This is a genomic window from Pseudomonas oryzicola (assembly GCF_014269185.2).
GTDB classification, from domain to species: domain Bacteria; phylum Pseudomonadota; class Gammaproteobacteria; order Pseudomonadales; family Pseudomonadaceae; genus Aquipseudomonas; species Aquipseudomonas oryzicola.
This window is the reverse complement of the sequence record NZ_JABWRZ020000001.1, coordinates 2,748,261-2,770,755: the sequence shown is the minus strand read 5'-3', so window position 1 is coordinate 2,770,755 and position 22,495 is coordinate 2,748,261. Positions and strand designations below refer to the sequence as shown.

General features: G+C 65.9%; 18 protein-coding genes and 2 pseudogenes. 15 read left to right on the top strand and 5 right to left on the bottom strand.

Translation table 11 applies throughout. The features are described from left to right. Window positions 1-34: 34 nt before the first annotated feature. Genes HU760_RS12820 through lexA form a run of 4 tightly spaced genes read right to left on the bottom strand, consistent with a single transcriptional unit; the run spans window position 35 to window position 5,765 of the window. A complete protein-coding gene (locus HU760_RS12820) occupies window positions 35-3,115 on the bottom strand; it encodes an error-prone DNA polymerase (RefSeq protein WP_186674204.1) in 3,081 nt (1,026 codons plus the stop codon). Beyond that, on the bottom strand, window positions 3,112-4,530 hold the full coding sequence (locus HU760_RS12815; protein ID WP_186674205.1) for a Y-family DNA polymerase: 1,419 nt from the start codon (window positions 4,528-4,530) through the stop codon (window positions 3,112-3,114). Before HU760_RS12815 ends, HU760_RS12820 begins: the two co-directional genes overlap by 4 nt. Before the next feature lie 6 nt (window positions 4,531-4,536). Next, on the bottom strand, window positions 4,537-5,157 hold the full coding sequence (imuA, locus tag HU760_RS12810) for a translesion DNA synthesis-associated protein ImuA (protein WP_186674206.1): 621 nt from the start codon (window positions 5,155-5,157) through the stop codon (window positions 4,537-4,539). After that, the gene (gene lexA / locus HU760_RS12805) at window positions 5,157-5,765 is read right to left on the bottom strand and encodes a transcriptional repressor LexA (protein ID WP_496197641.1); all 609 of its coding nucleotides are present in this window, start codon (window positions 5,763-5,765) and stop codon (window positions 5,157-5,159) included. The genes imuA and lexA overlap by 1 nt, the downstream gene beginning before the upstream one ends. A gap of 99 nt (window positions 5,766-5,864) precedes the next feature. Between lexA and HU760_RS12800 the strand changes: the two genes are divergently transcribed. The 3 genes and pseudogenes from HU760_RS12800 to tssA form a co-directional block, all read left to right on the top strand. After that, entirely contained in the window at window positions 5,865-6,521 is a 657-nt protein-coding gene (locus tag HU760_RS12800; protein ID WP_186674208.1) for an HAD family hydrolase, read from the top strand. Between the two features lie 17 nt (window positions 6,522-6,538). Next, window positions 6,539-7,249: pseudogene (locus tag HU760_RS12795) on the top strand (ImcF-related family protein); the annotation flags it as partial. Window positions 7,250-7,344: 95 nt separating this feature from the next. Continuing rightward, window positions 7,345-8,244 (top strand): annotated as a pseudogene (tssA, locus tag HU760_RS12790) (type VI secretion system protein TssA); the annotation flags it as partial. 199 nt (window positions 8,245-8,443) lie between these two features. Here tssA and HU760_RS12785 read toward each other — a convergent pair. Next, on the bottom strand, window positions 8,444-9,319 hold the full coding sequence (locus HU760_RS12785; protein WP_186674209.1) for an AEC family transporter: 876 nt from the start codon (window positions 9,317-9,319) through the stop codon (window positions 8,444-8,446). A 156-nt stretch (window positions 9,320-9,475) separates the two neighbouring features. Here HU760_RS12785 and HU760_RS12780 point away from each other — a divergent pair, with 156 nt between their 5' ends. The 12 genes from HU760_RS12780 to eco all read left to right on the top strand — a co-directional run bounded on the left by HU760_RS12780 (window position 9,476) and on the right by eco (window position 22,453). Further along, the gene (locus tag HU760_RS12780; RefSeq protein ID WP_186674210.1) at window positions 9,476-10,771 is read left to right on the top strand and encodes an MFS transporter; all 1,296 of its coding nucleotides are present in this window, start codon (window positions 9,476-9,478) and stop codon (window positions 10,769-10,771) included. A 454-nt stretch (window positions 10,772-11,225) separates the two neighbouring features. Then, on the top strand, window positions 11,226-11,537 hold the full coding sequence (locus HU760_RS12775) for a hypothetical protein (RefSeq protein ID WP_170030061.1): 312 nt from the start codon (window positions 11,226-11,228) through the stop codon (window positions 11,535-11,537). 48 nt (window positions 11,538-11,585) lie between these two features. Next, window positions 11,586-12,137, top strand: a complete 552-nt coding sequence (locus HU760_RS12770) for a YbhB/YbcL family Raf kinase inhibitor-like protein (RefSeq protein ID WP_186674211.1) — start codon at window positions 11,586-11,588, stop codon at window positions 12,135-12,137. A 554-nt stretch (window positions 12,138-12,691) separates the two neighbouring features. Next, entirely contained in the window at window positions 12,692-13,756 is a 1,065-nt protein-coding gene (locus tag HU760_RS12765; RefSeq protein WP_186674212.1) for a 3-deoxy-7-phosphoheptulonate synthase, read from the top strand. Between the two features lie 78 nt (window positions 13,757-13,834). Next, window positions 13,835-14,116: a peptidylprolyl isomerase gene (locus tag HU760_RS12760; protein ID WP_003258780.1), complete on the top strand. Its 282-nt coding sequence runs from the start codon at window positions 13,835-13,837 to the stop codon at window positions 14,114-14,116. A gap of 13 nt (window positions 14,117-14,129) precedes the next feature. Beyond that, window positions 14,130-16,055 (top strand): extracellular solute-binding protein, encoded by a 1,926-nt coding sequence (locus tag HU760_RS12755; RefSeq protein WP_186674213.1) that lies wholly within the window; start codon window positions 14,130-14,132, stop codon window positions 16,053-16,055. Next, window positions 16,052-17,110: a microcin C ABC transporter permease YejB gene (locus HU760_RS12750; RefSeq protein WP_186674214.1), complete on the top strand. Its 1,059-nt coding sequence runs from the start codon at window positions 16,052-16,054 to the stop codon at window positions 17,108-17,110. Before HU760_RS12755 ends, HU760_RS12750 begins: the two co-directional genes overlap by 4 nt. Beyond that, window positions 17,110-18,126 carry an ABC transporter permease gene (locus HU760_RS12745; RefSeq protein WP_186674215.1) on the top strand — a complete coding sequence of 339 codons (1,017 nt, stop codon included), beginning with the start codon at window positions 17,110-17,112 and terminating at the stop codon, window positions 18,124-18,126. Before HU760_RS12750 ends, HU760_RS12745 begins: the two co-directional genes overlap by 1 nt. Before the next feature lie 19 nt (window positions 18,127-18,145). After that, window positions 18,146-19,528, top strand: coding sequence for a sigma-54 interaction domain-containing protein (locus HU760_RS12740; protein WP_186674216.1), 1,383 nt, complete (start codon window positions 18,146-18,148; stop codon window positions 19,526-19,528). Between the two features lie 217 nt (window positions 19,529-19,745). Beyond that, window positions 19,746-21,137, top strand: coding sequence for a GntP family permease (locus HU760_RS12735; RefSeq protein ID WP_186674217.1), 1,392 nt, complete (start codon window positions 19,746-19,748; stop codon window positions 21,135-21,137). Between the two features lie 10 nt (window positions 21,138-21,147). Then, complete coding sequence (gene hbdH, locus HU760_RS12730; protein ID WP_186674218.1) at window positions 21,148-21,918, top strand: 3-hydroxybutyrate dehydrogenase; 771 nt, start codon at window positions 21,148-21,150, stop codon at window positions 21,916-21,918. 55 nt (window positions 21,919-21,973) lie between these two features. Continuing rightward, window positions 21,974-22,453 (top strand): serine protease inhibitor ecotin, encoded by a 480-nt coding sequence (gene eco / locus HU760_RS12725; protein ID WP_186674219.1) that lies wholly within the window; start codon window positions 21,974-21,976, stop codon window positions 22,451-22,453. Window positions 22,454-22,495: the final 42 nt, after the last annotated feature.

Sequence of the window (22,495 nt, the reverse complement as noted above, 5' to 3'; positions counted from 1 at the left end):
GATAAATCCGCTCCTACAGGGTAACCGGATCGCTTTAATGGAAATCGCGGCTGCGCACATCCAGCCCCTGCAGCAACTGGCTGACATCTTCCAGTCGCCGCGCAATCAAGTGGCGCACGCCGTCGGCCTGCTCCAGCCGCCCGCTGACCTTGAGCAACTGCGACCCCACCAGTGCCCGTCGCTGCCGCTCGGCCAGGTCGCGCCACACCACTACATTGAGCATGCCATGCTCGTCCTCCAGGGTGACGAAGGTCACGCCACTGGCCGTCTGTGGCCGCTGGCGGCCCACCACCAGCCCGGCGACGGCAATGTTGTCGCCATGCTCGACACCTTGCAGTTCGCCCGAACTGCGGCAGCCCAACGCCCTCAGGCGTGAACGCAACAAGGCCAGCGGATGCGGCCCAAGCGTGGTACCCAGGGCCTGGTAATCGGCCATCAGGTTCTCCGCCACGCTGGGGACGGGCAGTTCGACGGCGTCTTCCGGCGCAGCTTCCACGTCGGCGAACAAGGGCAGCTGTGGCTGCACCGCCGCCACCTGCCAGCGCGCCTGATGGCGGTCGCGAGCCAAGGCGCGCAGCGCGCCGGCATCAGCCAACTGGGCGCGGGCACGCGCGTCGAGCCCAGCGCGCAGGCACACGTCCTCGACATCGCGCCATGCCCGCTGCGCCCTCGCCTGCACCAGGCGCCTGGCATCGGCCTCGGCAAAACCACGCACCAGGCGCAAGCCCATGCGGATGGCCAGGGCCTCGCCCGATTCGGGCTCAAGCGTGCAGTCCCAGTCACTGTGGCAGACATCCACCGGCCTGACCTCGATGCCCTGGCGTCGGGCTTCTTGCAGCAACTGGTCGGGGCTGTAAAAACCCATGGGCCAGCTGTTGACCAGCGCACAGGTAAAGATCGCCGGTTCATGGCACTTGAGCCAACTGCTGGCATAACACAGCAAGGCAAAGCTGGCCGCGTGCGATTCCGGGAAGCCGTAACTGCCAAAACCCTTGATCTGCTCGAAGATGCGCTCGGCAAATGCAAGCTCGTAACCATTGCGCAACATACCCTTTATCAGCCGCTCGCGGTGTGGCTCCAGGCCGCCGTGGCGCTTCCAGGCGGCCATGCTGCGGCGCAACTGGTCCGCCTCGCCGGGGCTGTAGTCGGCCGCGACCATTGCCAACTCCATCACCTGCTCCTGGAACAACGGCACCCCCAGGGTGCGCTCGAACACGGCCTTGAGCTGCGGCGAGGGGTACGTCACCGGCTCCTGCTTCAGGCGCCGACGCAGGTAAGGGTGGACCATGTCGCCCTGGATCGGCCCAGGGCGGACGATGGCCACCTCGATGACCAGATCGTAGAACTTTTCGGGCCGCAGCCGCGGCAACATGGCCATTTGCGCGCGCGACTCGATCTGGAACACGCCCATGGTCTCGGCGCGGCTGATCATCGCGTAGGTGGCCGGGTCTTCAGCGGGAATGGTCGCCAGGGTCAAGTGCCGGCCACGGTGGCGTTGCAGCAGGTCGAAGCAACGGCGCAGGGCGCTGAGCATACCCAGTGCCAGCACGTCGACCTTGAGCAGGCCGACCATGTCCAGGTCGTCCTTGTCCCACTGGATCACCGTACGCTCCGGCATCGCCGCATTCTCTACCGGCACCAGCTCATCCAGGGGTTGCTGCGAAATGACGAAACCGCCCGGATGCTGCGACAGGTGGCGGGGGAAGCCGATCAGCTCGCCGGCCAACACCAGTACCCGCCGCAGCGTAGGGCTGCCCGCCTCGAAACCGGCCTCGGCCAGACGCTGGTCATCGGGTATGCGATCGCTCCAGCGGCCACAACATTTGGCCAGGGCATCCACCTGGTCGGCGGGCAACCCCAGCACCCGCGCCACATCCCGCAGCGCACCGGCGGCATGATAGGTGTTGACCACCGCAGTAAGCGCCGCCCGGTGCCGACCGTAGCGGCGGAACACATACTGGATCACTTCTTCGCGGCGGTCGTGCTCGAAGTCCACGTCGATATCCGGCGGCTCGTTGCGCTCGCGCGACAGGAAGCGCTCGAACAACAGGCGGTGTTCCATGGGGTCGAGCTCGGTGATGCCAAGGACGAAACACACCACCGAGTTGGCCGCCGAACCCCGGCCCTGGCAAAGAATGCCCTGCCTGCGGGCGAAAGCGACGATGTCGTGCACCGTCAGAAAATAACTTTCGTAGCCCAGCGCCTCGATCAGCGCCAACTCCTTGGCCAGCACTTCCCGCACCTTGTCACTCGCCCCGCCCGGCCAGCGCGACGGCATCCCTTGCTCGCACAGTGCCTGCAACCAGCTGGCCGGGGTATGGCCCTGGGGCACCAGTTCGCGTGGGTACTGGTATTTCAACTCGCTCAGTTCGAAGCGGCAGCGCGCAGCGATGGCCAAGGTCTCGGCCAGCAGGTCGGCGGGATAGAGTTCGCCCAGTTGTGCCTGGCTGCGCAGGTGGCGCTCGCCATTGGCAAACAGAAAGCGCCCGGCCTCGGCTACCTGGCAATGCTGGCGGATGGCGGTCATGCAATCCTGCAAGGCGCGGCGGCCGCGCACGTGCATGTGCACGTCGCCGCAGGCCACGGCACGGATGCCGACCCTGGCCGCCAGGCTGCGCATGCGTTCAAGGCGCAAGGCATCGTCACTGCCACGGTGCAGGTGCACGGCCAGCCACAGGCGCTCAGCGAACACGCTGTACAGCCACTGCCCCGCAGCGGTATCGCCGCTGTCATCGGCTACCCACAGGGCCAGCAGGCCCTGGTGGTGCTGCTGCAGGTCATCGCGAAACAGCTGGTACTCGCCCTTCTGTGCTCGCCGCCGGGCCCGGGTGATCAACGCACACAGGTTCTGGTAGCCCGCCAGGTCCTGCACCAGCAGCACCAGCTTGAGGCCATCCTGCAGCTGGACTTCGCTGCCCACGATCAACTGCAGCTGGTGTTCCTTTGCCGCCTGCCAGGCCCGGACGATGCCGGCCAGGGTGCATTCGTCGGTGATCGCCAGGGCCTGGTAGCCCTGCTCGCGCGCACGCCGGAACAGCTCGTCGGCACTCGATGCACCGCGCTGGAAGCTGAAGTTGGACAGACAATGCAGCTCGGCATAACCCGGGGCGTTCATGCGAACCAGCCCTGCAGCCACAACGGGCCAGCCTGGCTCAGGTCACGATAGGCCCAGCCACGCAGGCCATCACGGGTTTCGATGCGGTAGTAATCACGGCGCACGTCGCCGCCATCCCACCAGCCCGACTCGATACGCTCGCCATGGCCCTGCACGCGATAGCTGGTTTCGTCCAGCCTCAGCGGGGCCGGCAGCAACCAGCCAGGGCGGCTGCCAGGGAGCACCGGCAGGTTGCCCTGCCCGCCCTGCACCACCGGCTGCCAGGCGTATTCGGGGCGGTGGTCGGCAGCTACGCTCAGGCTCTTGACCGCCTCATCGCCCAGGCGCGCGCGCAGTCGTTCACGCAATTGCTCCCAGGGTTGCGCCTGTTGCGCCCGCGGGTCGAACAATGCCTGGTGCTGTGGCACGAAAGGTGGCAGGTCCTCGGCTACCAGCCGCAGGTTACGCACCGGGGCGGGAATGCGCAGCGGCTCCAGGCGCCCGCGGGCCAGCTCGAACAGCCTCGCGGCATCGCGTTCGGCGGCCAGCAGCCCCACTTTGAGCAAGGTATCCGGCCCGTCGACGTGCTCCAGGTGCAGGCAGAACCGCTGCACGCCGCAATCACGCCCGGCGAGGAATGCGGCAAGGTCATTGAGCATGCGCCGCAACGGGAACAGCAGGGCCTGGTGTGATTCGACGTCGAAATTCAGCTCCAGCCTGGTTTCGAAACGGTCAGGTGGCTGATAGAAGGCCAGCCCCAGGTTGCGCAAGCCAAGCAGCTGGTCAAGGTGCAGCTGCACCTGGGCCGCAAAGCGCCTGGCCAAGGTGTCGCGAGGCAAGGCCAGTACCTGGCCCAACTGCCCCAGGCCCATGCGTGCAAAGGCTTCGGCAGCCGGCGCAGGCAGGCCGATACGCTCGATGGGCATGCCCAGCAACGCCGCCCGGGTGGCATCGGCATCGCCTACGGCCAGGCCATCGTGGCCGTTGGCAAGCATGCGCGCCGCCACCGGGTTGCTGGCCAGGACGATGCGTTGGCGCAGCCCCAGCTCCGCCAGTTCCTGGCGCAGGCGTGCCTCGAACGCCGGCCAGGGGCCGAACAGTTGCAGGCTGGAGCCCACCTCCAGCAACAGCGCGCGTGGGTAGTGCAGGCTGACCTGGGCGCTGAAGCGGTAGGCCCAGGCCGCCAGCAACTGCTGCACCTGGTCGATGCGCCTGGGGTCGGCTTCGACACAACTGAAACCCTCGGCCAGGGCGCGTGCGGCGGTCAGGGTTTGCCCCGCACGCAAGCCGAGGGCGGCCGCTGCCGGGTTGACCGCCTGCAGTACCCGGCGCTGGGTCGGCCCGCCAAGCAGCACCAAGGGGGTGTCGGGGTCGTCACGCTCACGCAGGACCGTGTCCAGCGCCAGCTGCGGAAACAGGATGCAGGCCCAGAGCATGGTGCATCAGCCCCGCCCCGGGCAGGCGATGGGCAGCGCCGGCGGCATGCCGCCCCGGCTTTTCAGCACACGCCATTGCGCCGGGCGGGTGTCGACGGCAATGCGCAGCGCGGCGGGTGAAGGGTTGTGCGCTGCCTGTTGCGGCCGGCAGGCAAAGGCCAGTGCCTGGCCGGTTTCGGCGGCCACCTGCAGGCGCCGCAGGGCGCGGTCATCGGCACGTTCTGGCCAGCACAGCACCGCCGCACAACTGCCGGAGCGCAGGCACTGTTCGGCAGCCCACAGGGCCTCGGCAGGTTCGGCGTCAACCTGCACCAGCCAGCGCAGGTCCACCCCGGCAGCCTGCCAGGCCGGGGCGTAAGGAATGAAGGGCGGTGCCACCAGCACCACCCGGCCAGCGTCAGCGCTCAGGCGCGCCAGCGTTGGCCACAGCAATTGCAATTCGCCACAGCCGGGGCTGGCCAGCAACAGTTCGCTGAGGGCCGCTGCCGGCCAACCACCTTCCGGCAGGCGTTCGTCGAGGGCGGCATGGCCGGTGGGCTGCAGCCCGAGTGGCCGCGCCTGGGCCTGCCGGCCGCGCCATACCCGGCGCTGGTCGAGCAGCCGGTCGAGGTCGACCACCGCGCCCATCAGTCACGCCTCAGCAAGCCGCAGAATACGCCTTCGATGAAGAACTCCTGTTCAGGCCGCACATCGATGGGCGCATAGGCCGGGTTGCGCGGCAACAGCCGGTAACCGCGGCCCTGGCGCTGCAGGCGCTTGATGGTCACTTCCCCGTCCAGGCGCGCGACCACGATCTGCCCGTCGCGGGCGTCGGCCTGCTGCAGGATGCCGACCAGGTCGCCGTCGAAGATGCCGTCGTCGATCATCGAGTCGCCACGCACCTTCAGCAGGTAGTCGGGGGTACGGCGGAACAGGCTGGGGTCGAGCAGCAACTGCTCGTGGATGTCGAGGTCCGGGCCGATGGGGGCGCCTGCCGCTACCTGGCCCAGCACCGGCACTTCGAGGATTTCCGGCCGGCGCAGCGGTTCGGCCAGGCGAATGCCGCGCGCCTGGTTCGGCGTGACATCGATGTAGCCGGCCTGGCACAGGGCGGTGATGTGCTTGCGGGCGACGCTGCGCGAGGCAAAACCGAAGCGCGTGGCGATATCGGCCAGGCTCGGTGGCTGGCCGTGGTCGGCGATGCGCTCGCGGATGAAGTCGAAGATCGCGCGGCGTTTGGGGGTAAGATTGTCCATGGAGCACATTTGTACTCTTTTCGAAGCACGCTGAACAGCCCCCTTCGTCGTCGGCTTTCGCTATCATGCCCAGGCGCGTGGTTTTTATCTGGATACCCAATGCTGACTGCCCTGCTGTTCGACCTCGACGGAACCCTCACCGACACCGACACCCTGCACCTGCAGGCGTTTCGCCAGCTGCTGCACGAGCATGACGGCCGCGAACTGAGCCAGGCACAGTTCGAGGCCCAGGTCAGCGGCCGCGCCAACGGCGAGCTGTTTGCCGAGCTGTTTGTCGGCGCCAGTGCCGAGCAATGCCGCGCACTGGCCGACCGCAAGGAGGCGCTGTTCCGCGACCTGTCGCCCAGCCTGGAGCCGATGCCGGGCCTGCTGCGCCTGCTGGAACATGCCCGCGCTCATGCCCTGGGACTGTGCGTGGTGACCAACGCACCGCGGCTCAATGCCGAACACATGCTGGGCGCCATGGGCCTGGGCCGGCACTTCGAGCATGTACTGGTGGCCGAGGAACTGGCGCGGCCCAAGCCCGACCCGTTGCCCTACCTGACCGGGCTGCAGCGGTTGGGGGCCGAGGCCGGGCAGGCACTGGCCTTCGAGGACTCGCTGCCAGGGGTGGCGGCGGCGAGTGGCGCAGGGATCTTCACCGTGGGCGTGGCCACGACCCAGACGCCGGAACGCTTGCTGGCGGCGGGGGCCGGGTTGGTGATTGACGATTTCAACGACCCGGCGTTGTGGGCGTTGATCAAGGCCATGCAATGACCTGACTCGCTCTTTGTATCTCGACTGATCATCGAGGGGAGGTCATGAAGCGGAACCGCTCCCAGGGCCAACCGGCGCCGCTGTTCATCAACAGCCTGTTCCGCAAGGTGATCATCCCCGACCAGCACCTGGTAGCGCTGTACACCAGCAACCATCGCGAGCGCCGCCGCAAGGCTGGCTGGATCGGCGTCGCCGGCCTGGCAGCCGTGGTGCTGTGCAGCCTGTGGGGCTGGTCATACCTGAACAACCGCGCCACCCTGGCCAGCATTGCCAGCGAACTGGCCCAGGCCAAGGGCGATGACCAGGCTGCCGATGGCCAGTACACCGCCTGGCGCAGCCTCGACCGCTTGCGTTTCTGGGCCGCGCACTACTATCAGCAACACCACGAGCAGGGCGTGCCCCTCGGCATGCGCCTGGGCCTGTACCAGGGCCATGAGGTCGAGCCGTTGCTGCGCAGCCGCTACTTCGCCACGCTGCAGAACGTGATGCTCAAGCCCACGGCCGACAACCTGACCCGCACCCTGTACCTGCTGACCACGCTCAAGGTCTATAAGCGCAACACCCGTGAGCTGCAGCCGGTGAGCGGCGTCGACAGCGTCGAGGCCGAGGCGCTGCCGCATGACAACCGCGCGCAGTCGATCGCCGACTTCGGCAAGGCTGCCCTGGACACCTACGTGATGCTCTCGCCCAGCCAGCGCGAGAAAGCCGACCCGGCGTTCCTCTTTGCCTGATAACCTTTGTACCCGGGGGCCGCTACGGCGGCCCACATCCCACAACGTGCCAGGAAACCTGGCACGCTGCTTATCCGCCATGACCCGAGTACTGGCAAACCGACCTGAAGAGCGCCGACTGGGAGCAGGTAATCACCTTGGCTGCCGAAGGGCTGGCCCAACGTGAACACTTCCAGGGCATCACCTTTGGCCTCCTGTTGACCGAGCAGGTCCTGGAAGCCTTCTGGGACACGCTGTACCCAACGCTTGAGGACGGCCTGGACGAACGCGCTGCCCGGCTGGCCTGGCTGAAGACCACGCTCACCGACATCGCCGGTGGCTTGCCCATTACCCAAGGGCAGAATTTCGGCGTGTTGCGCTATGACGAATCACGCCATGTGGAAAACCTTGCCCTGCAGAACCCGAAGGCGATGCAGGCCGCGCTGAACGAAGGCAAGATCAATGCCGAGATCTTCCAGCGTTCGGTGGTGCTCAGCGACACCGAACACCTGCGCACCAAGGCCTTGCAGATCGGCGCCAGCCTGAATGCGTGCAAACGCCTGCAGGCCACTGTCGATCGTTTGTTCGGCCACGAAGCGCCCAGTCTTGCCAGCCTTGCCGACATGCTGTCGCGGGCCAGCCAGCTGGCCGAGAAACTGCTCAAGGACCGCGGCGTCGAACTGCACCCCGCCACCGTGGCGGTAGCAGAGCCCGAGGCTATCTTTGCCCCCACCCGCGAAGCAGGTGACCCGATGAACACACCCGCCCAGACCACTGTGCCTGCGCCCATGCGCACCACGCCACTGACCCGTGACGAGGCCTTCACCATGCTCGCGGGCATCGCCCAGTTCTTCAAGCAGAGCGAACCGCAGAGCCCGGTACCCTACCTGATCGAGCGCGCCATCAAATGGGGCAACATGCCGCTGGAAGGCTGGCTGAGCGACGTGATCAAGGACAGCAACGTGGTCGACAACATTCGCGATGTGCTGGGCACCCGTGAACCACGCTCCTGACCCTGTGCAGGCCTAACTGCCAGCGCAATACCTGTGGGAGCGGGCGTGCCGGCGAAACAGGCGACGCGGACGAGGCCGGCAGAGCCCAGGCAAATACTGCCACCGTGAGCGCTCCCAACCGCCAGGGACTGCTCAGATGCCGCCACAGCCAACGCACCGGCCCCTGCGCAAGCAGGCCCGCGAAGAGACCGGTGCAGGCCTACATCCACCAGGCCAGCACCACCGGCAACCAGGCAAACGACAGCACCGTCGAGCACATCACCAGGTTCGCCACCTGCTCTGGCTCGCGGTTGGCGCGTACTGCCATCAGGTAGTTGAACACCGCCACCGGCATCGCCGATTGCACCACCAGTACCGCGCGCGCCAGGCTGTCCAGGCCCAGCGCCACGCCCACCGCCCAGCCCACCGCTGCCCCCAGGCCAATGCGCACGCCGCCCAGCAGCAAGCCGCTGCCCACCTGACGCAGGCGAATGCTGGCCAGCGACACGCCCAGGGTCAGCAGCATCAGGGGGATGGTCATGCCGCCCAGCAAGTTGACGGTATTGGCCAGCCAACGGGGCAGCTCGAAGTCGAGAAAGATGATCGGCATGGCCCCGGCCAGGCTGATCACGATGGGGTTGCGCAGCAATGCCTTGAACGAAGCAGCCGTACCTGAAATCGCCATGCCGAGGGTGAACTGCACGATCGACAAGGTCAGGAAGAACGCCACGGCCAGGGCCAGGCCATGTTCGCCGAAGGCATACAGGCTGATGGGCAGGCCCATGTTGCCGGTATTGGGGAACATGAACGCCGGCAACAGCACCCGCCAGTGCCGGCCCGTAACGCGGCACACCAGCCAGCCGGCCAGGGCCATGCCCAGGGTGCACAGCAGGCAGGCCATGGCCATGCTGGCGAAGGCGTTCGGCTGCAGTTCGGTACGGCTCAGGGTAGACAGTACCAAGGACGGCGTGCCAATGGTCATCACCACCCGCGCGATGAATTCGGTGGGGTAGTCCAGGCCCTTGCGGGCCCAGGCATAGCCGATTCCGGCAACCATGAAGACCGGGGCCAGGACTGCGAACAACGAGGCGAACATGGGGCCTGCCTTGCTTGGGGATGGGGGCAGCATTATGCCGCAGGCTGCGGCGTCTCGTCGCATGCCCGGCCCCCTTGGGCAAAACCTCCGATGCCCTTAGAATCGCGCGTCCTTTTCGCCCGCTGCCCTGGCGGGCCGATCCCACTCGAGGTACCTATGTCTGCGCGTTTGCTGGCCATGGCGCTGGCGCCCCTGCTCGGGCTGTTCATCATCGCCCTGGGCAACGGCTTCATGTCTTCCCTTACCACCCTGCGCCTGGGCGCTGCCGGCGAATCGGCCACTACCATCGGTATCGTCTCGTCGACCTATTTCATCGGCCTGACCCTGGGCGCCATCTTCAACGACCGGCTGATTCTGCGCATCGGCCATATCCGCGCCTACACCAGCTTCGCCGCGCTGATCGCGGTGACCATCCTGCTGCAAGGCCTGTGCTACGAGGTCACCTGGTGGTCGCTGCTACGCCTGATCAACGGCTGGGCGGCGGTGGGTGTGTTCCTGGTGATCGAAAGCTGGCTGTTGCTGGCCGGTGATGCCAAGATCCGTGGCCGCCTCCTGGCGCTGTACATGATCGCCTTCTACGGTGCCGGGGTTATCGCCCAGGCAGGCTTGGGCGAAATCACCCACCTGGGTGACACCGCGCCGTTCATGCTGGCTGCCGTGCTGGCCGCGCTGTCGGTGCTGCCGATCGTGATTCTGCCACGGGTATCGCCGCTGCTGGACCAGGTCGAACCGCTCAAACCGCGGCAGTTGCTGGGCGTGGCTCCGTCGGGCCTGGTCGGCTGCTTTGGCTCGGGTGTGGCCATTGCCGGCATCTACACCCTGCTGCCGCTGTACCTGCAACGCATCGGCCTGGATGTAGGTGAGGTCGGCAACATGATGGCCTGGGTGATCCTCGGGGCCATGCTGCTGCAATACCCGGTCGGGCGTTGGTCCGACCGCAAGGACCGCCAGGATGTACTGATCGCCCTGGCTGCGCTGTGCATGCTGCTGGCGCTGGTGACGGTGTTCCTGCCGTCGGACTCGGCCCTGCTGCCGGCCATGTTGTTCCTGCTGGGCGGCGGTGTGTTCACCCTGTACCCGGTGGCGGTCAGCCATGCCGCCGACCGGGCGCCGTCCGATGCGCTGGTGCCGATGATTCAGGGCCTGCTGCTGATCAACTCGTTGGGCTCGGCCATGGCGCCGGTGGCGATCTCGCCGATGATGACCGAATTCGGCGAGGCCGGGTTGTTCTGGGCCTTTGCCGTGGTCAACCTGGCCATGGTGTGCTTCTTCATGTGGCGCCGTGGCAAGCGCCCGGCCGCAGAGCACCCGGCGCCGTTCACCGCTTCGACCACCTTCTCGCCGACCGGTGCCGAGTTGCGGGTGACGGAAGACCTGATGCATGCAGCGCAGGAACACCCACCGCTGGCCCCCACCGAGCCTGTGCCCAGCAGCCGCAGCGCAAGCCACTGAACGTAGGGGCTGCTACGCAGCCCCGGCGACCGTCGCTGGAAACATGTAGAGGACTGTCCTGCCTTGGGGCTTGATGTGTTTGCCTGAAGATCTTCGTTGCCTATGAGATCGAGCGCCGCCCGCGCGGCGCATCGCGGATGAATCCGCTCCTACATTTGTTGCAACGTGGCCATGCCTGTGAGGCCATGGTTGTCAGCCTCGTTGGCATGACGGAATTTTCGGGTGGGCATTGATGCCGCCTCGCATGCCTTAGGACATGCACCTAGGCAGGCGACCATGGCGTAACAGGTTCGGCACGTTGCAACAAATGTAGGAGCGGATTCATCCGCGATGCGCCGCGCGGGCGGCGCTCGATCTGATAGGCGCTACATAGTTACCACTCGTCGCGCCGAAGGCACCGCGCCCCTCCTCCCCAGCCAAACGAATGACAGATCATTTGCCCAGGAGTGTTGCCATGATCCGCATTCGTCCCCTTTCGCTGTCCCTCGCCCTGGCCCTGGCCACGCTGGCCGGTACCAGCCTCGCGGCTGGCGAGAGCACTACTACCGACACCCGCCCGCAAGCCGACCAGAGCGGTGGCAAGACCGCCGGTGAAGGCAGCAGCGTCAACAGCCCGGGCAGCAGCACGGACAACGACAGCAGCGACACCGGCAGCAACAGCGATGCCGCCGACGGCGCCGCTGGCGGCTCCAACAGCACCGGTGAAGCCACAGGCTCCGGCGCGGGCCATACCGGTGGCAATGCCGAGGACCAGGACAGCCGTTGAGGCAGCGCTGGGCCACACTGCGCCGAAATGCCCCAGCGAGGATTCACCATGCACCTCACACCCTGGCTGCTGGCTGCCCTGCTAGCGTGTAGTCCCCTGGCTGTCGCGGCTGGCCAGGGCGCACTGTCAATCAGTTCCTCATCGTTTACCGACGGCGGGATAATCGCCTTGCCGCAGGTTGGCCTGGACCCGGCCTGCGGCGCGGGCGAAGAGCGCAGCCCGCAACTGAGCTGGGACAACCTGCCCGCGGGTACGCAGTCGCTGGCCCTGATCCTGTTCGACCCGGACGGCGGCAAGGGCCTCGGAGTGGTCCACTGGCTGGTCTACAACATCCACCCTGACCAGGATGGGCTGAAGGAAGGCGCCGCCGGCCTCACCGGGCAACGCGTTACGGTGGGGCGCAATTCGCGCGGCACGCTCAGCTACCGGGGACCCTGCCCGCCTGCCGGCGACAACCCGCACCACTACGTATTGACCCTGATCGCCACCGACCTGCCGCCAGGCACCTTGCCCGAAGGCCTGGACCGCACCGGCCTGCTGCAGTTGCTGCAAGGCCATGCGCTGGGCGCGCAGAGCCTGGTCGGGCGTTACGGGCATTGAACCAGGCAGTACAAGATCAAATGATCGCCGCGATAGCATTTATCCATTGAATGGCCCAGCCGAACTGAAGTAAGCTCGGGCTCATTCATTGGAGAGCAACATGCCAGAACACAACCGCAACCACGCCAACCACACCGGTCGCACCCTGCGCCCTGTGCTGGCTGTTGCCGGCTGCGTGGCACCTGCCAGCTATTACTTCGGGTATTGGTTTAGCCACTAGGCGCCGATACCCATGCGGCGCCCACCTTCGAGGGGCCGCCGAACATGAGCATACTCAAACCCCCGGTCGGCCTCCCGACCGGGGGTTTTGCTTTTCCGGCCTTTGCACAACACCGATTCACATTGAGGACCGATTCATGAACTACGCCACTTATTACTCCGCCAATACCTACGCCTGGCGATTTAGCCAATCCCGTTCGGGCCAGCCTGCCGCCTCCGTTCGGTCTTCCATAGGTGGCAATGCAGCAGCCAATACCAATTCAACGATCTGTCGAACACCTCGATAGGGCCGACAGCGCGGGCCTGAACCCGCCGTCCGCCCAGGGAAAAACGCCATGCAAGCTTCCAGCCTCGCCCTGCCCCTGACCCAGCCACAAGCGGCCAATACCACCGTCAGCCAGCGCCTGCCCAGCCCGCACCTGCTCAAGCAGCAAATGCCGCTGCCCAGCGAACTGGCCCAGCAAGTCCATGCCCACCGCCAGGCCATCCGCGACATCCTCGACGGCCACGATCAGCGCCTGCTGGTGATCGTCGGCCCATGCTCGATCCACGACCCACGCTCGGCCCTGGAATACGCCGATCGCCTGGCCGCCCTCGGCCGCGAAGTCGACGACCAACTGCTGCTGGTGATGCGCGCCTACGTCGAAAAACCGCGTACCACGGTCGGCTGGAAAGGCCTGGCCTACGACCCGCACCTCGACGGTAGCGACGACATGCACGCAGGCATCGCCTTGTCCCGCGGGCTGATGCTGAGCATGCTCGAACGCGGCCTGCCGATTGCCACCGAGCTCCTGCAACCGATGGCCGCCGGCTATTTCGATGACCTGCTGGGCTGGGCCGCGATTGGCGCGCGCACCACCGAATCGCAGATCCACCGCGAAATGGTCAGTGGCCTGGAACTGCCGGTAGGCTTCAAGAACGGCACCGACGGCGGCATCGCCATCGCCAGCGACGCCATGCGCAGCGCCGCCCATCCGCACCGCCACTTCGGCATGGATGCGCAGGGCTACCCGGCAATCATCGAGACCCTGGGCAACCCGGATACCCACCTGGTGCTGCGCGGCGGCCACACAGGCCCGAACCACGATGCCAACAGCATCGCCATGGCCCGCCAGGCCTTGGCCAAGGCCGGGCTGCAGGCGCGCATCATGGTCGATTGCAGCCACGCCAACAGCGGCAAGGACCCCGCGCGCCAACCTGCCGTGTTCAACGACGTGCTGGCGCAGCGCCTGGCCGGCGACCGTTCGATCGTCGGAGTGATGATCGAAGGCCACCTGTTCGATGGCTGCCAGGCGCTGGGCAAGGGCCCATTGAAATACGGCGTGTCGATCACCGACGGCTGCCTGGGCTGGACATCGACCGAGGCCCTGTTGCGCCAGGCGGCGGAAAAACTCCAGTAGGCCGCTCGCAAGCCTGGCGAGACATACCCCGGACAAGTGCGCTAGGCTTGCCTTCTTTACCCCCAAGGAGCAGTACCCATGGCCCGTGCAACCGCCCGCCACATCCTGGTCAGCAGCGAAGAGAAATGCAACGAACTGAAAGCGCAGATCGAAGCCGGTGCCGACTTCGCTGAAATCGCCAAGGCCAACTCCACCTGCCCGTCCAGCCGCCAGGGCGGTGACCTGGGCTCGTTCGGCCCGGGCCAGATGGTCAAGGAGTTCGACACCGTGGTATTCAGCGCCCCGGTCAACACCGTACAAGGCCCGGTGAAGACCCAGTTCGGCTACCACCTGCTGGAAGTGACCAGCCGCCAGGACTAAGTCTTCGCAGCCGATGAAGGGCCCTGTAGGAACGGGTTTAACCGCGAAGGCGTCCGTGCGAGCAACCTTGTTGCCTGAGCCGACGCCTTCGCGGGTAAACCCGCTTCTACAGTGGTTGCCTTGTCTGGTCCTGCTTTGTCTTGCCTTCAACGCCCACGCCACCCCCACCCACGCCCTCACCGTCTACGGCGAAGCGCCCCGCTACGACGCCGGCTTCCAGCACTTCGACTACGTCAACCCCGGCGCTCCCAAGGGCGGCATCCTGCGCCGCTCGGCCATCGAGATCGGCCAGTTCGACCATATCCTGCCGTACATCGACAAAGGTATTGGTGTCAGCGAGGTCGATGGCCTGCTCTATGCACCCTTGGCCATGCGTTCGTTCGATGAACCCTATACCGTCTATGGCCTGATTGCCCGGCGCATGGAGCGCGGCCCGGATGACGCCTGGCTGCGTTTCGAGATCGACCCGCGCGCAACCTTCGCCGATGGCCAGCCGGTGCGTGCCGCAGACGTACGCTTCACCTTCGAGCTGCTGATGAACAAGGGCAGCCTCAAGTACCGCACCCAGTTCGCCGATGTAGCCGGGGTAACCGTGGAAGGCCCGCAGCATGTACGTTTCGACTTCAAACCGGGGCATGGCCGCACCCTGGCGCTGGACCTCGCCAGCCTGCCGGTGCTGCCCGAGCACGACTGGCAGCAGCGCGATTTCGCCAACGGCGCCGGCTTCGACAAGCCGGTCGGCAGCGGGCCGTACCGTATCGCGCGCATCGACAATGGCCGCAGCATCACTTTCGAGCGTGACCCCAACTGGTGGGCGCGGGACCTGCCGGTCAGCCGTGGCCGCTACAATTTCGACCAGCTGCGCATCGAGTACTTCGGCGACACCGAAGTGGCGCGGCAGGTACTCAAGGGCGGGGGCTACGACTACAATCGCGAGTTCTCCGCCACCGCCTACACCCTGGGCTACGCCGGCGCCCAGCTGGATGACGGGCGTCTGCAGCGCGCCCACCTGGGCCCGGCCAAGCCGCAGGTTGCCCAGGGCTTCGTGTTCAACCTCGACCAGCCGCAGTTCAAGGACCGCCGCGTGCGCCAGGCGCTGGGCATGCTGTGGGATTTCGAGTGGAGCAACCGGCAGATGATGCGTAGCATGTACATCCGCCAGCAAAGCGTGTTTTCCAATACCCCGCTGGCCGCCCGCCAATTGCCCGACGCGGACGAGCTGAAGCTGCTCGAACCGCTGCGCGGCCAGGTACCGGACGAAGTCTTCAGCAGCGTGTTCAGCGCGCCGGTCACCGATGGCTCGGGGATCATCCGCCAGCAGCAGCTGCAGGCCCTGGCCCTGCTTGAGCAAGCCGGCTGGCGAGCGCAGGGTGACAGCCTGGTGGACAGCCAAGGCACGCCGTTGGCGTTCACCTTTCTCAATGGCCAGGCGGGCATGGAGCGCCTGCTCCTGCCGTGGAAGCGCAACCTGGCGCAAATCGGCATCACCCTGAACATCCGCAACGTCGACTCGGCCCAGTACGTCAACCGCCTGATGGCGCGCGATTACGACATGATCGTCACCGGCTACCCGGTCACCCTGTCGCCCGGCGCCGAGCTGTACAACTACTTTGGCTCGGCAGCGGCCCATGACCCTGGTTCGAACAACCTGATGGTGTTGCAGGACCCTGCCGTGGACAAGCTGGTCGACGGCCTGGTGCGCGCCGTCAGCCAGGCCGACATGCTGCGGCATGCCCGCGCCCTGGACCGGGTGCTGCAGTGGAATTACTACTGGATCCCCAACTATTACCCGCCGGGCAGCTCCACCGTGTGGTGGAACCGCTTCGGCCGGCCCAAGGTCCAGGCTGCCTATGACGAAGGCCTGGACACCTGGTGGGAGGTCAGCCCCAGCGCGCTGAGCGACGCGCAGATGGCCGAGCGCCTGAAGGCTTCGCCATGACCACTTACATCCTGCGCCGGCTGTTGCTGATCATCCCGACCCTGCTGGCGATCCTGCTGGTCAACTTCGCCATCGTGCAGGCAGCGCCGGGCGGCCCTGTGGAACAGGCGGTGGCGCGCCTGCAAGGCCTTGGCACCGGCGCGCCTGCTGCGCGGGCCGAGCTGGTGCATGGTGAATCCCGCGCCAGCCGCGGTCTGGACCCGAAACTGATCGAAGAGATCAAGCGCCAGTATGGCTTCGACAAGAGCGCCCCCGAGCGCTTGTGGCTGATGCTTGGCCAATACGCCCGGCTGGACTTTGGCAACAGCTTCTTCCGCGGCGCCAAGGTCACCGAGCTGATCCTCGACAAGCTGCCGGTTACCCTGTCGCTGGGCTTGTGGGCCACACTGATCACCTACCTGGTCTCGATCCCGCTGGGCATCCGCAAGGCGGTACGCCATGGCAGCCGCTTCGATGCCTGGAGCAGCGCGCTGATCGTGGTCGGCTATGCCCTGCCCTCGTTCCTGTTCGCCCTGCTGCTGATCGTGCTGTTCGCCGGCGGTACCTCGTTCAACTGGTTCCCGGTGCGCGGCCTGGTCTCGGACAACTTCGACGAACTCAGCCTGCTGGGCCAGGTGGCAGACTACTTCTGGCACCTGGTGCTGCCGGTCGGCGCACTGGTCATCGGCGGCTTCGTCACCCTGACCCTGCTGACCAAGAACGCCTTCCTCGACGAGATTTCCCGGCAATACGTGGTCACCGCCCGCGCCAAAGGCCTGAGCGAGCGCCGGGTGCTGTATGGCCACGTGCTGCGCAACGCCATGCTGCTGGTGGTGGCCGGGTTGCCGCAGGCGTTGATCACGGTGTTCTTCGCCGGCTCGTTGCTGATCGAGGTGATCTTCTCGCTCGATGGCCTGGGCCGCATGAGCTATGAGGCGGCGGTATCGCGGGATTACCCGGTGGTGTTCGGCACGCTGTTCATCTTCACCCTGGCGGGCCTGTTGATCCGCCTGATCGGTGACCTGTCGTATACCTTGCTCGACCCGCGCATCGACTTCGACACGAGGGCGCACTGATGCTTTCGCCCGTATCGCGCCGTCGTCTGCAACGCTTTCGCCGCAACCGCCTTGGCTGGGTGTCGCTGTGGCTGTTCGCCTGCCTTCTGCTGCTGAGCCTGGGTGCTGAACTGGTGGCCAACGACAAGCCGTTGCTGCTGGGTTACAAGGGCGAGCTGTACGTGCCGGCGCTCAAGCGCTACACCGAGCAGCAGTTCGGCGGCCAGCTGCCGTTCCAGCCGGATTACCGTAGCGCCTACGTGCGCCAGCTGATCGCCGGCCAGGGCGGCTGGATGCTGTTTGCGCCCATCCCGTTCAGTGCCGATACGCCCAACTATGACTTGCAGGTGCCCACACCCAGCCCGCCGAGCGCCAGCAACTGGCTGGGCACCGACGACCAGGGCCGCGACGTGCTGGCCCGCGTGTTGTATGGCACCCGGGTATCGTTGCTGTTCGCCTTTGCCCTGACCCTGGTCAGCGTACTCGTCGGTGTGGCGGCCGGCGCCCTGCAGGGCTACCACGGCGGCTGGGTCGATTTGCTTGGTCAGCGCCTGCTGGAGGTATGGTCGGGGCTGCCGGTGCTGTACCTGCTGATCATCCTCAGCGGCTTTGTCGAGCCAGACTTCTGGTGGTTGCTGGGGATCATGGCGCTGTTTTCCTGGCTGACCCTGGTCGATGTGGTGCGCGCCGAGTTCCTGCGCGGGCGCAACCTGGAATATGTGAAGGCGGCGAGGGCCCTGGGTTTGCCGGACAGCCAGGTGATGCTGCGGCATATCCTGCCCAATGCGATGAACGCCACGCTCACCTATGTACCGTTCATGTTGACCGGCGCGATCACGACCCTGACCGCACTGGATTTCCTCGGTTTCGGCATGCCGGCCGGGAGCGCTTCGCTGGGTGAGCTGGTGACCCAGGGCAAACAGCACCTGGAGGCGCCGTGGCTGGGCTTTACCGCGTTCTTTGCACTGGCGGTGATCCTGTCGCTGCTGGTGTTTATCGGCGATGCCTTGCGCGAGGCGTTCGACCCCAGAGGATAGGTGTTCAGGACTTTTACCCATGCACGACAACGACAGCCTCAAGGACTACCCCCAGGTACGGCAGCTGGCGATCCGCTCACTGTTCGAGATCATCGAGCAGTCCAGCGAAGGCACGGTGATCGTCGACCGCCAGGCGCGCATTGTCTGGATGAACGAACGCTATGCCCGGCGTTTCGGCCTGGCCGATGCCGCCGGCGCCATCGGCCAGCCGTGCGAGGCAGTGATACCGGGCAGCCTGATGCGCGATGTGGTGAACAACGGCCGGCCGATCCTGCTGGACATGCTCGATACCCCCAACGAGCCACTGGTGGTCATGCGCCTGCCCATCCACGATGACCAGGGCGCGCTGATCGGCGCTATCGGCTTTGCCCTGTTCGATCAACTGCGCAGCTTGTCGCCCCTGCTCAAACGCTACGCCAGCATGCAGCAGGAGCTGGCCTCGACCCGCTCGCAGCTACGCGCCCGCCAGGCCAAATACAGCTTCGCCCAGTTCGTCGGTAGCAGCGCCGCCAGCCTGGAGGCCAAGCGCCGCGCCCGGCGTGGCGCAAGCAGTGATTCACCGGTGCTGCTGCTGGGTGAAACCGGCACCGGCAAGGAGCTGCTGGCCCACGCCATCCACGCGGCGTCGGCACGGGCGCACAAGGCCTTTGTCAGCATCAACAGCGCAGCGATCCCTGAAACGCTGCTGGAAGCCGAATTCTTCGGTACCGCCCCCGGCGCCTTCACCGGCGCCGACCGCAAGGGCCGCAGTGGCAAGCTGCAACTGGCCGAAGGCGGCACGCTGTTTCTCGACGAGATCGGTGACATGCCGCTGGCCCTGCAGAGCAAGCTGTTGCGTGTGCTGCAGGAAAAGGAATACGAACCGGTTGGTTCCAACCAGATGCTGCGCAGCGACGTGCGCATCATCGCCGCCACCTCGATCGACCTGCAGGCCGCCATCGCCCGCGGCGCGTTCCGTGCCGACCTGTATTACCGGCTCAACGTGCTACCGATCGAGGTGCCACCGCTGCGACAACGGCTGGAGGACCTGCCGGCGCTGTGCGAGGCCATCCTCAGCGAACTGGGCAGCCAGTACGAGCTGGAGCCTGAAGCGCAACAGCTGCTGGCGCGGCATGCCTGGCCGGGAAATATCCGCGAGTTGCGCAATGTGCTGGAGCGGGCCGCCTTGCTGGCGGATCAGCCACGGCTCGGGGCTGCCGACCTGCGTACGGCCTTGGGGCCGTCGAGCCCGCTGGCGGAGGCGCCGGTACGCCAGAGCTATCGCGAGGCGTGTGCGGCGTTCGAGCGCAAGCTGATTGCCGGGGCATTGGCCGAGCATGAAGGAAATGTGCCAGAGGCTGCAGCAGCGTTGGGGCTGGGGCGGTCGACGTTGTACAAGAAGATGGTGGCGCTCGGTCTCTGATTGGAGACTACTGTTTCAATTTTGAGACTCCGCCAGGGCTGCGCCCTCACCCGCCGGCGATGGGCTGCACGGCAGCCCACTACAGTCTCAAAATGTAGACAACACTTTCAGTGCAAAACAAATAATCCATGAAAATCATATAGTTAACTGTTTGGCACGATTTCCGCTATCTCCTGCATACCGATAACAACAAGACTCACCCAGGAGACCCACCCCGATGACCGTGCTCATCGCCCTCGCCGCCTTGGCCCTGCTGATGCTGGCTGCCTACCGTGGCTACAGCGTGATCCTCTTCGCCCCCATCGCCGCCCTCGGTGCCGTGCTGCTCACCGACCCTTCTGCCGTGGCCCCCGCCTTTACCGGGGTGTTCATGGAGAAAATGGTCGGTTTCATCAAACTCTACTTCCCGGTGTTCCTGCTGGGGGCGGTGTTCGGCAAGCTGATCGAGCTGTCGGGCTTCTCCCGCTCGATCGTCGCCGCGGCCATCCGCGTGCTCGGCACCCGCCAGGCGATGCTGGTGATCGTGCTGGTCTGCGCCCTGCTCACCTACGGCGGCGTTTCGCTGTTCGTGGTGGTGTTCGCGGTGTACCCATTCGCCGCCGAGATGTTCCGCCAGAGCAACATCCCCAAGCGGCTGATTCCGGCCACCATCGCCCTCGGCGCGTTCTCGTTCACCATGGACGCCCTGCCCGGCACCCCGCAGATCCAGAACATCATCCCCAGCACCTTCTTCAACACCACCGCCTGGGCCGCGCCCTGGCTGGGCCTGATCGGCACGCTGTTCGTGTTCTGTGCGGGCATGGCCTACCTGCAGCGCCAGCGCAACAAGGCGCAACGTGCCGGTGAAGGCTACGGCAGCGACCTGCGCAACGAACCGGAAACCGCCGCCGACCTGGCCTTGCCCAACCCTTGGCTGGCCCTTTCGCCGCTGCTGCTGGTAGGGGTGATGAACCTGCTGTTCACCCACTGGATCCCGCAGTGGTACGGCTCCAGCCACAGCCTGCAACTGCCTGGCATGAGCGCGCCGGTGCAAAGCGACGTGGCCAAGCTGACGGCCATCTGGGCGGTGCAGGCGGCCTTGCTGGTGGGCATCCTGATGGTGCTGGTGTGTGCCTTCGGCGCCATTCGCACCCGCCTGGCCGAAGGCAGCAAAAGTGCCGTGGCCGGGGCCTTGCTGGCGGCCATGAACACCGCCTCGGAATATGGTTTTGGCGCGGTGATCGCCTCGCTGCCGGGCTTCCTGGTGCTGGCCGACGCCCTGCGCGGCATCCCCAACCCGCTGGTCAACGAGGCCATCACCGTGACCTTGCTGGCCGGGATCACCGGGTCTGCCTCGGGCGGCATGAGCATCGCCCTGGCGGCCATGGGCGACAGCTTCATCGCCGCGGCCAATGCCGCCAACATTCCGCTGGAAGTGCTGCACCGGGTAGCGGCCATGGCCAGCGGCGGCATGGACACCCTGCCGCACAATGGCGCAGTCATCACCTTGCTGGCGGTCACCGGGCTGACCCACCGCGAGGCTTACAAGGATATTTTCGGTATTACCCTGATCAAGACCCTGGCGGTGTTCGTGGTCATCACCACGTTCTACGCCACCGGTATCGTCTAAGGAGCATTGCATGACCCTCAACGGCAAGACTGCACTCGTGACCGGTTCGACCAGCGGCATCGGCCTGGGCATTGCCCAGGTGCTGGCCCGCGCGGGCGCCAACATCGTGCTCAATGGCTTTGGCGACCCGGCAGCGGCGATGGCCGAGATCGCCCGGCATGGGGTGAAGGTGGTCCATCATCCGGCCGACCTGTCGGACGTGGCCCAGATCGAGGCCCTTTTCGCCCAGGCCGAGCAGGCATTCGGTGGCGTCGACATCCTGGTCAACAACGCCGGGATCCAGCATGTGGCGCCGGTGGAGCAGTTTCCGCCAGAAAGCTGGGACAAGATCATCGCCCTCAACCTGTCAGCCGTGTTTCACGGTACGCGCCTGGCCTTGCCTGGCATGCGCACGCGCAATTGGGGACGCATCATCAACATCGCTTCGGTGCATGGCCTGGTCGGCTCGACCGGCAAGGCGGCCTATGTGGCGGCCAAGCATGGGGTGGTCGGCCTGACCAAGGTGGTGGGCCTGGAAACTGCCACCAGCAACGTTACCTGCAATGCCATCTGCCCAGGCTGGGTGCTGACCCCGCTGGTGCAGAAGCAGATCGACGATCGTGCGGCCAACGCTGGTGATCCGCTGCAGGCGCAACATGATCTGCTGGCTGAAAAGCAACCCTCACTGGCCTTCGTTACACCCGAGCACCTGGGCGAGCTGGTACTATTCCTGTGCAGCGAGGCCGCAAGCCAGGTTCGCGGCGCCGCCTGGAACGTCGATGGTGGCTGGTTGGCCCAGTGAGGGTCGGCCTGGTCCTGGCGGTGGCCTGGCATTCGTCTATCTGCAAGGAGGCCCTATGCGCCCAACCCCGATGACCGCGATCCTGGCCCTGACCCTGGCGGTTGCCACGCAGGCGTCAGCTGCCAGCCTGAAGGATGTCGCGCCCTACCCCGAGGCGGAAAAAGGCTTCACCCGGCAAGTCATTCACCTGCCGGCCCAGGCCGATGAATCGGCCTACCAACTGGAAATCCTCGCCGGCAAGACCCTGACGGTGGGCTGCAACCGCCAACGCCTGGGCGGCAGCCTGGAGGAACGTACCCTGGAAGGCTGGGGTTACAGCTACTATCGCCTGGACAAGGTCAGCGGCCCGGCCAGCACACTGATGGCCTGCCCGGATGGCAAGAAGACCGAGGCCTTCGTGCCGGTGGTCGGTGAAGGCTTCATGCTGCGCTACAACAGCAAGCTGCCGGTGGTGGTGTATGTGCCCAAGGATGTCGAAGTGCGCTACCGCATCTGGAGCGCATCGCAGGACGTGCAAAAGGCTAAAGTAGAGTAGACACCGTTGCTTGTCGGAGCGGCCTTGCGCAGCCCATCGCGA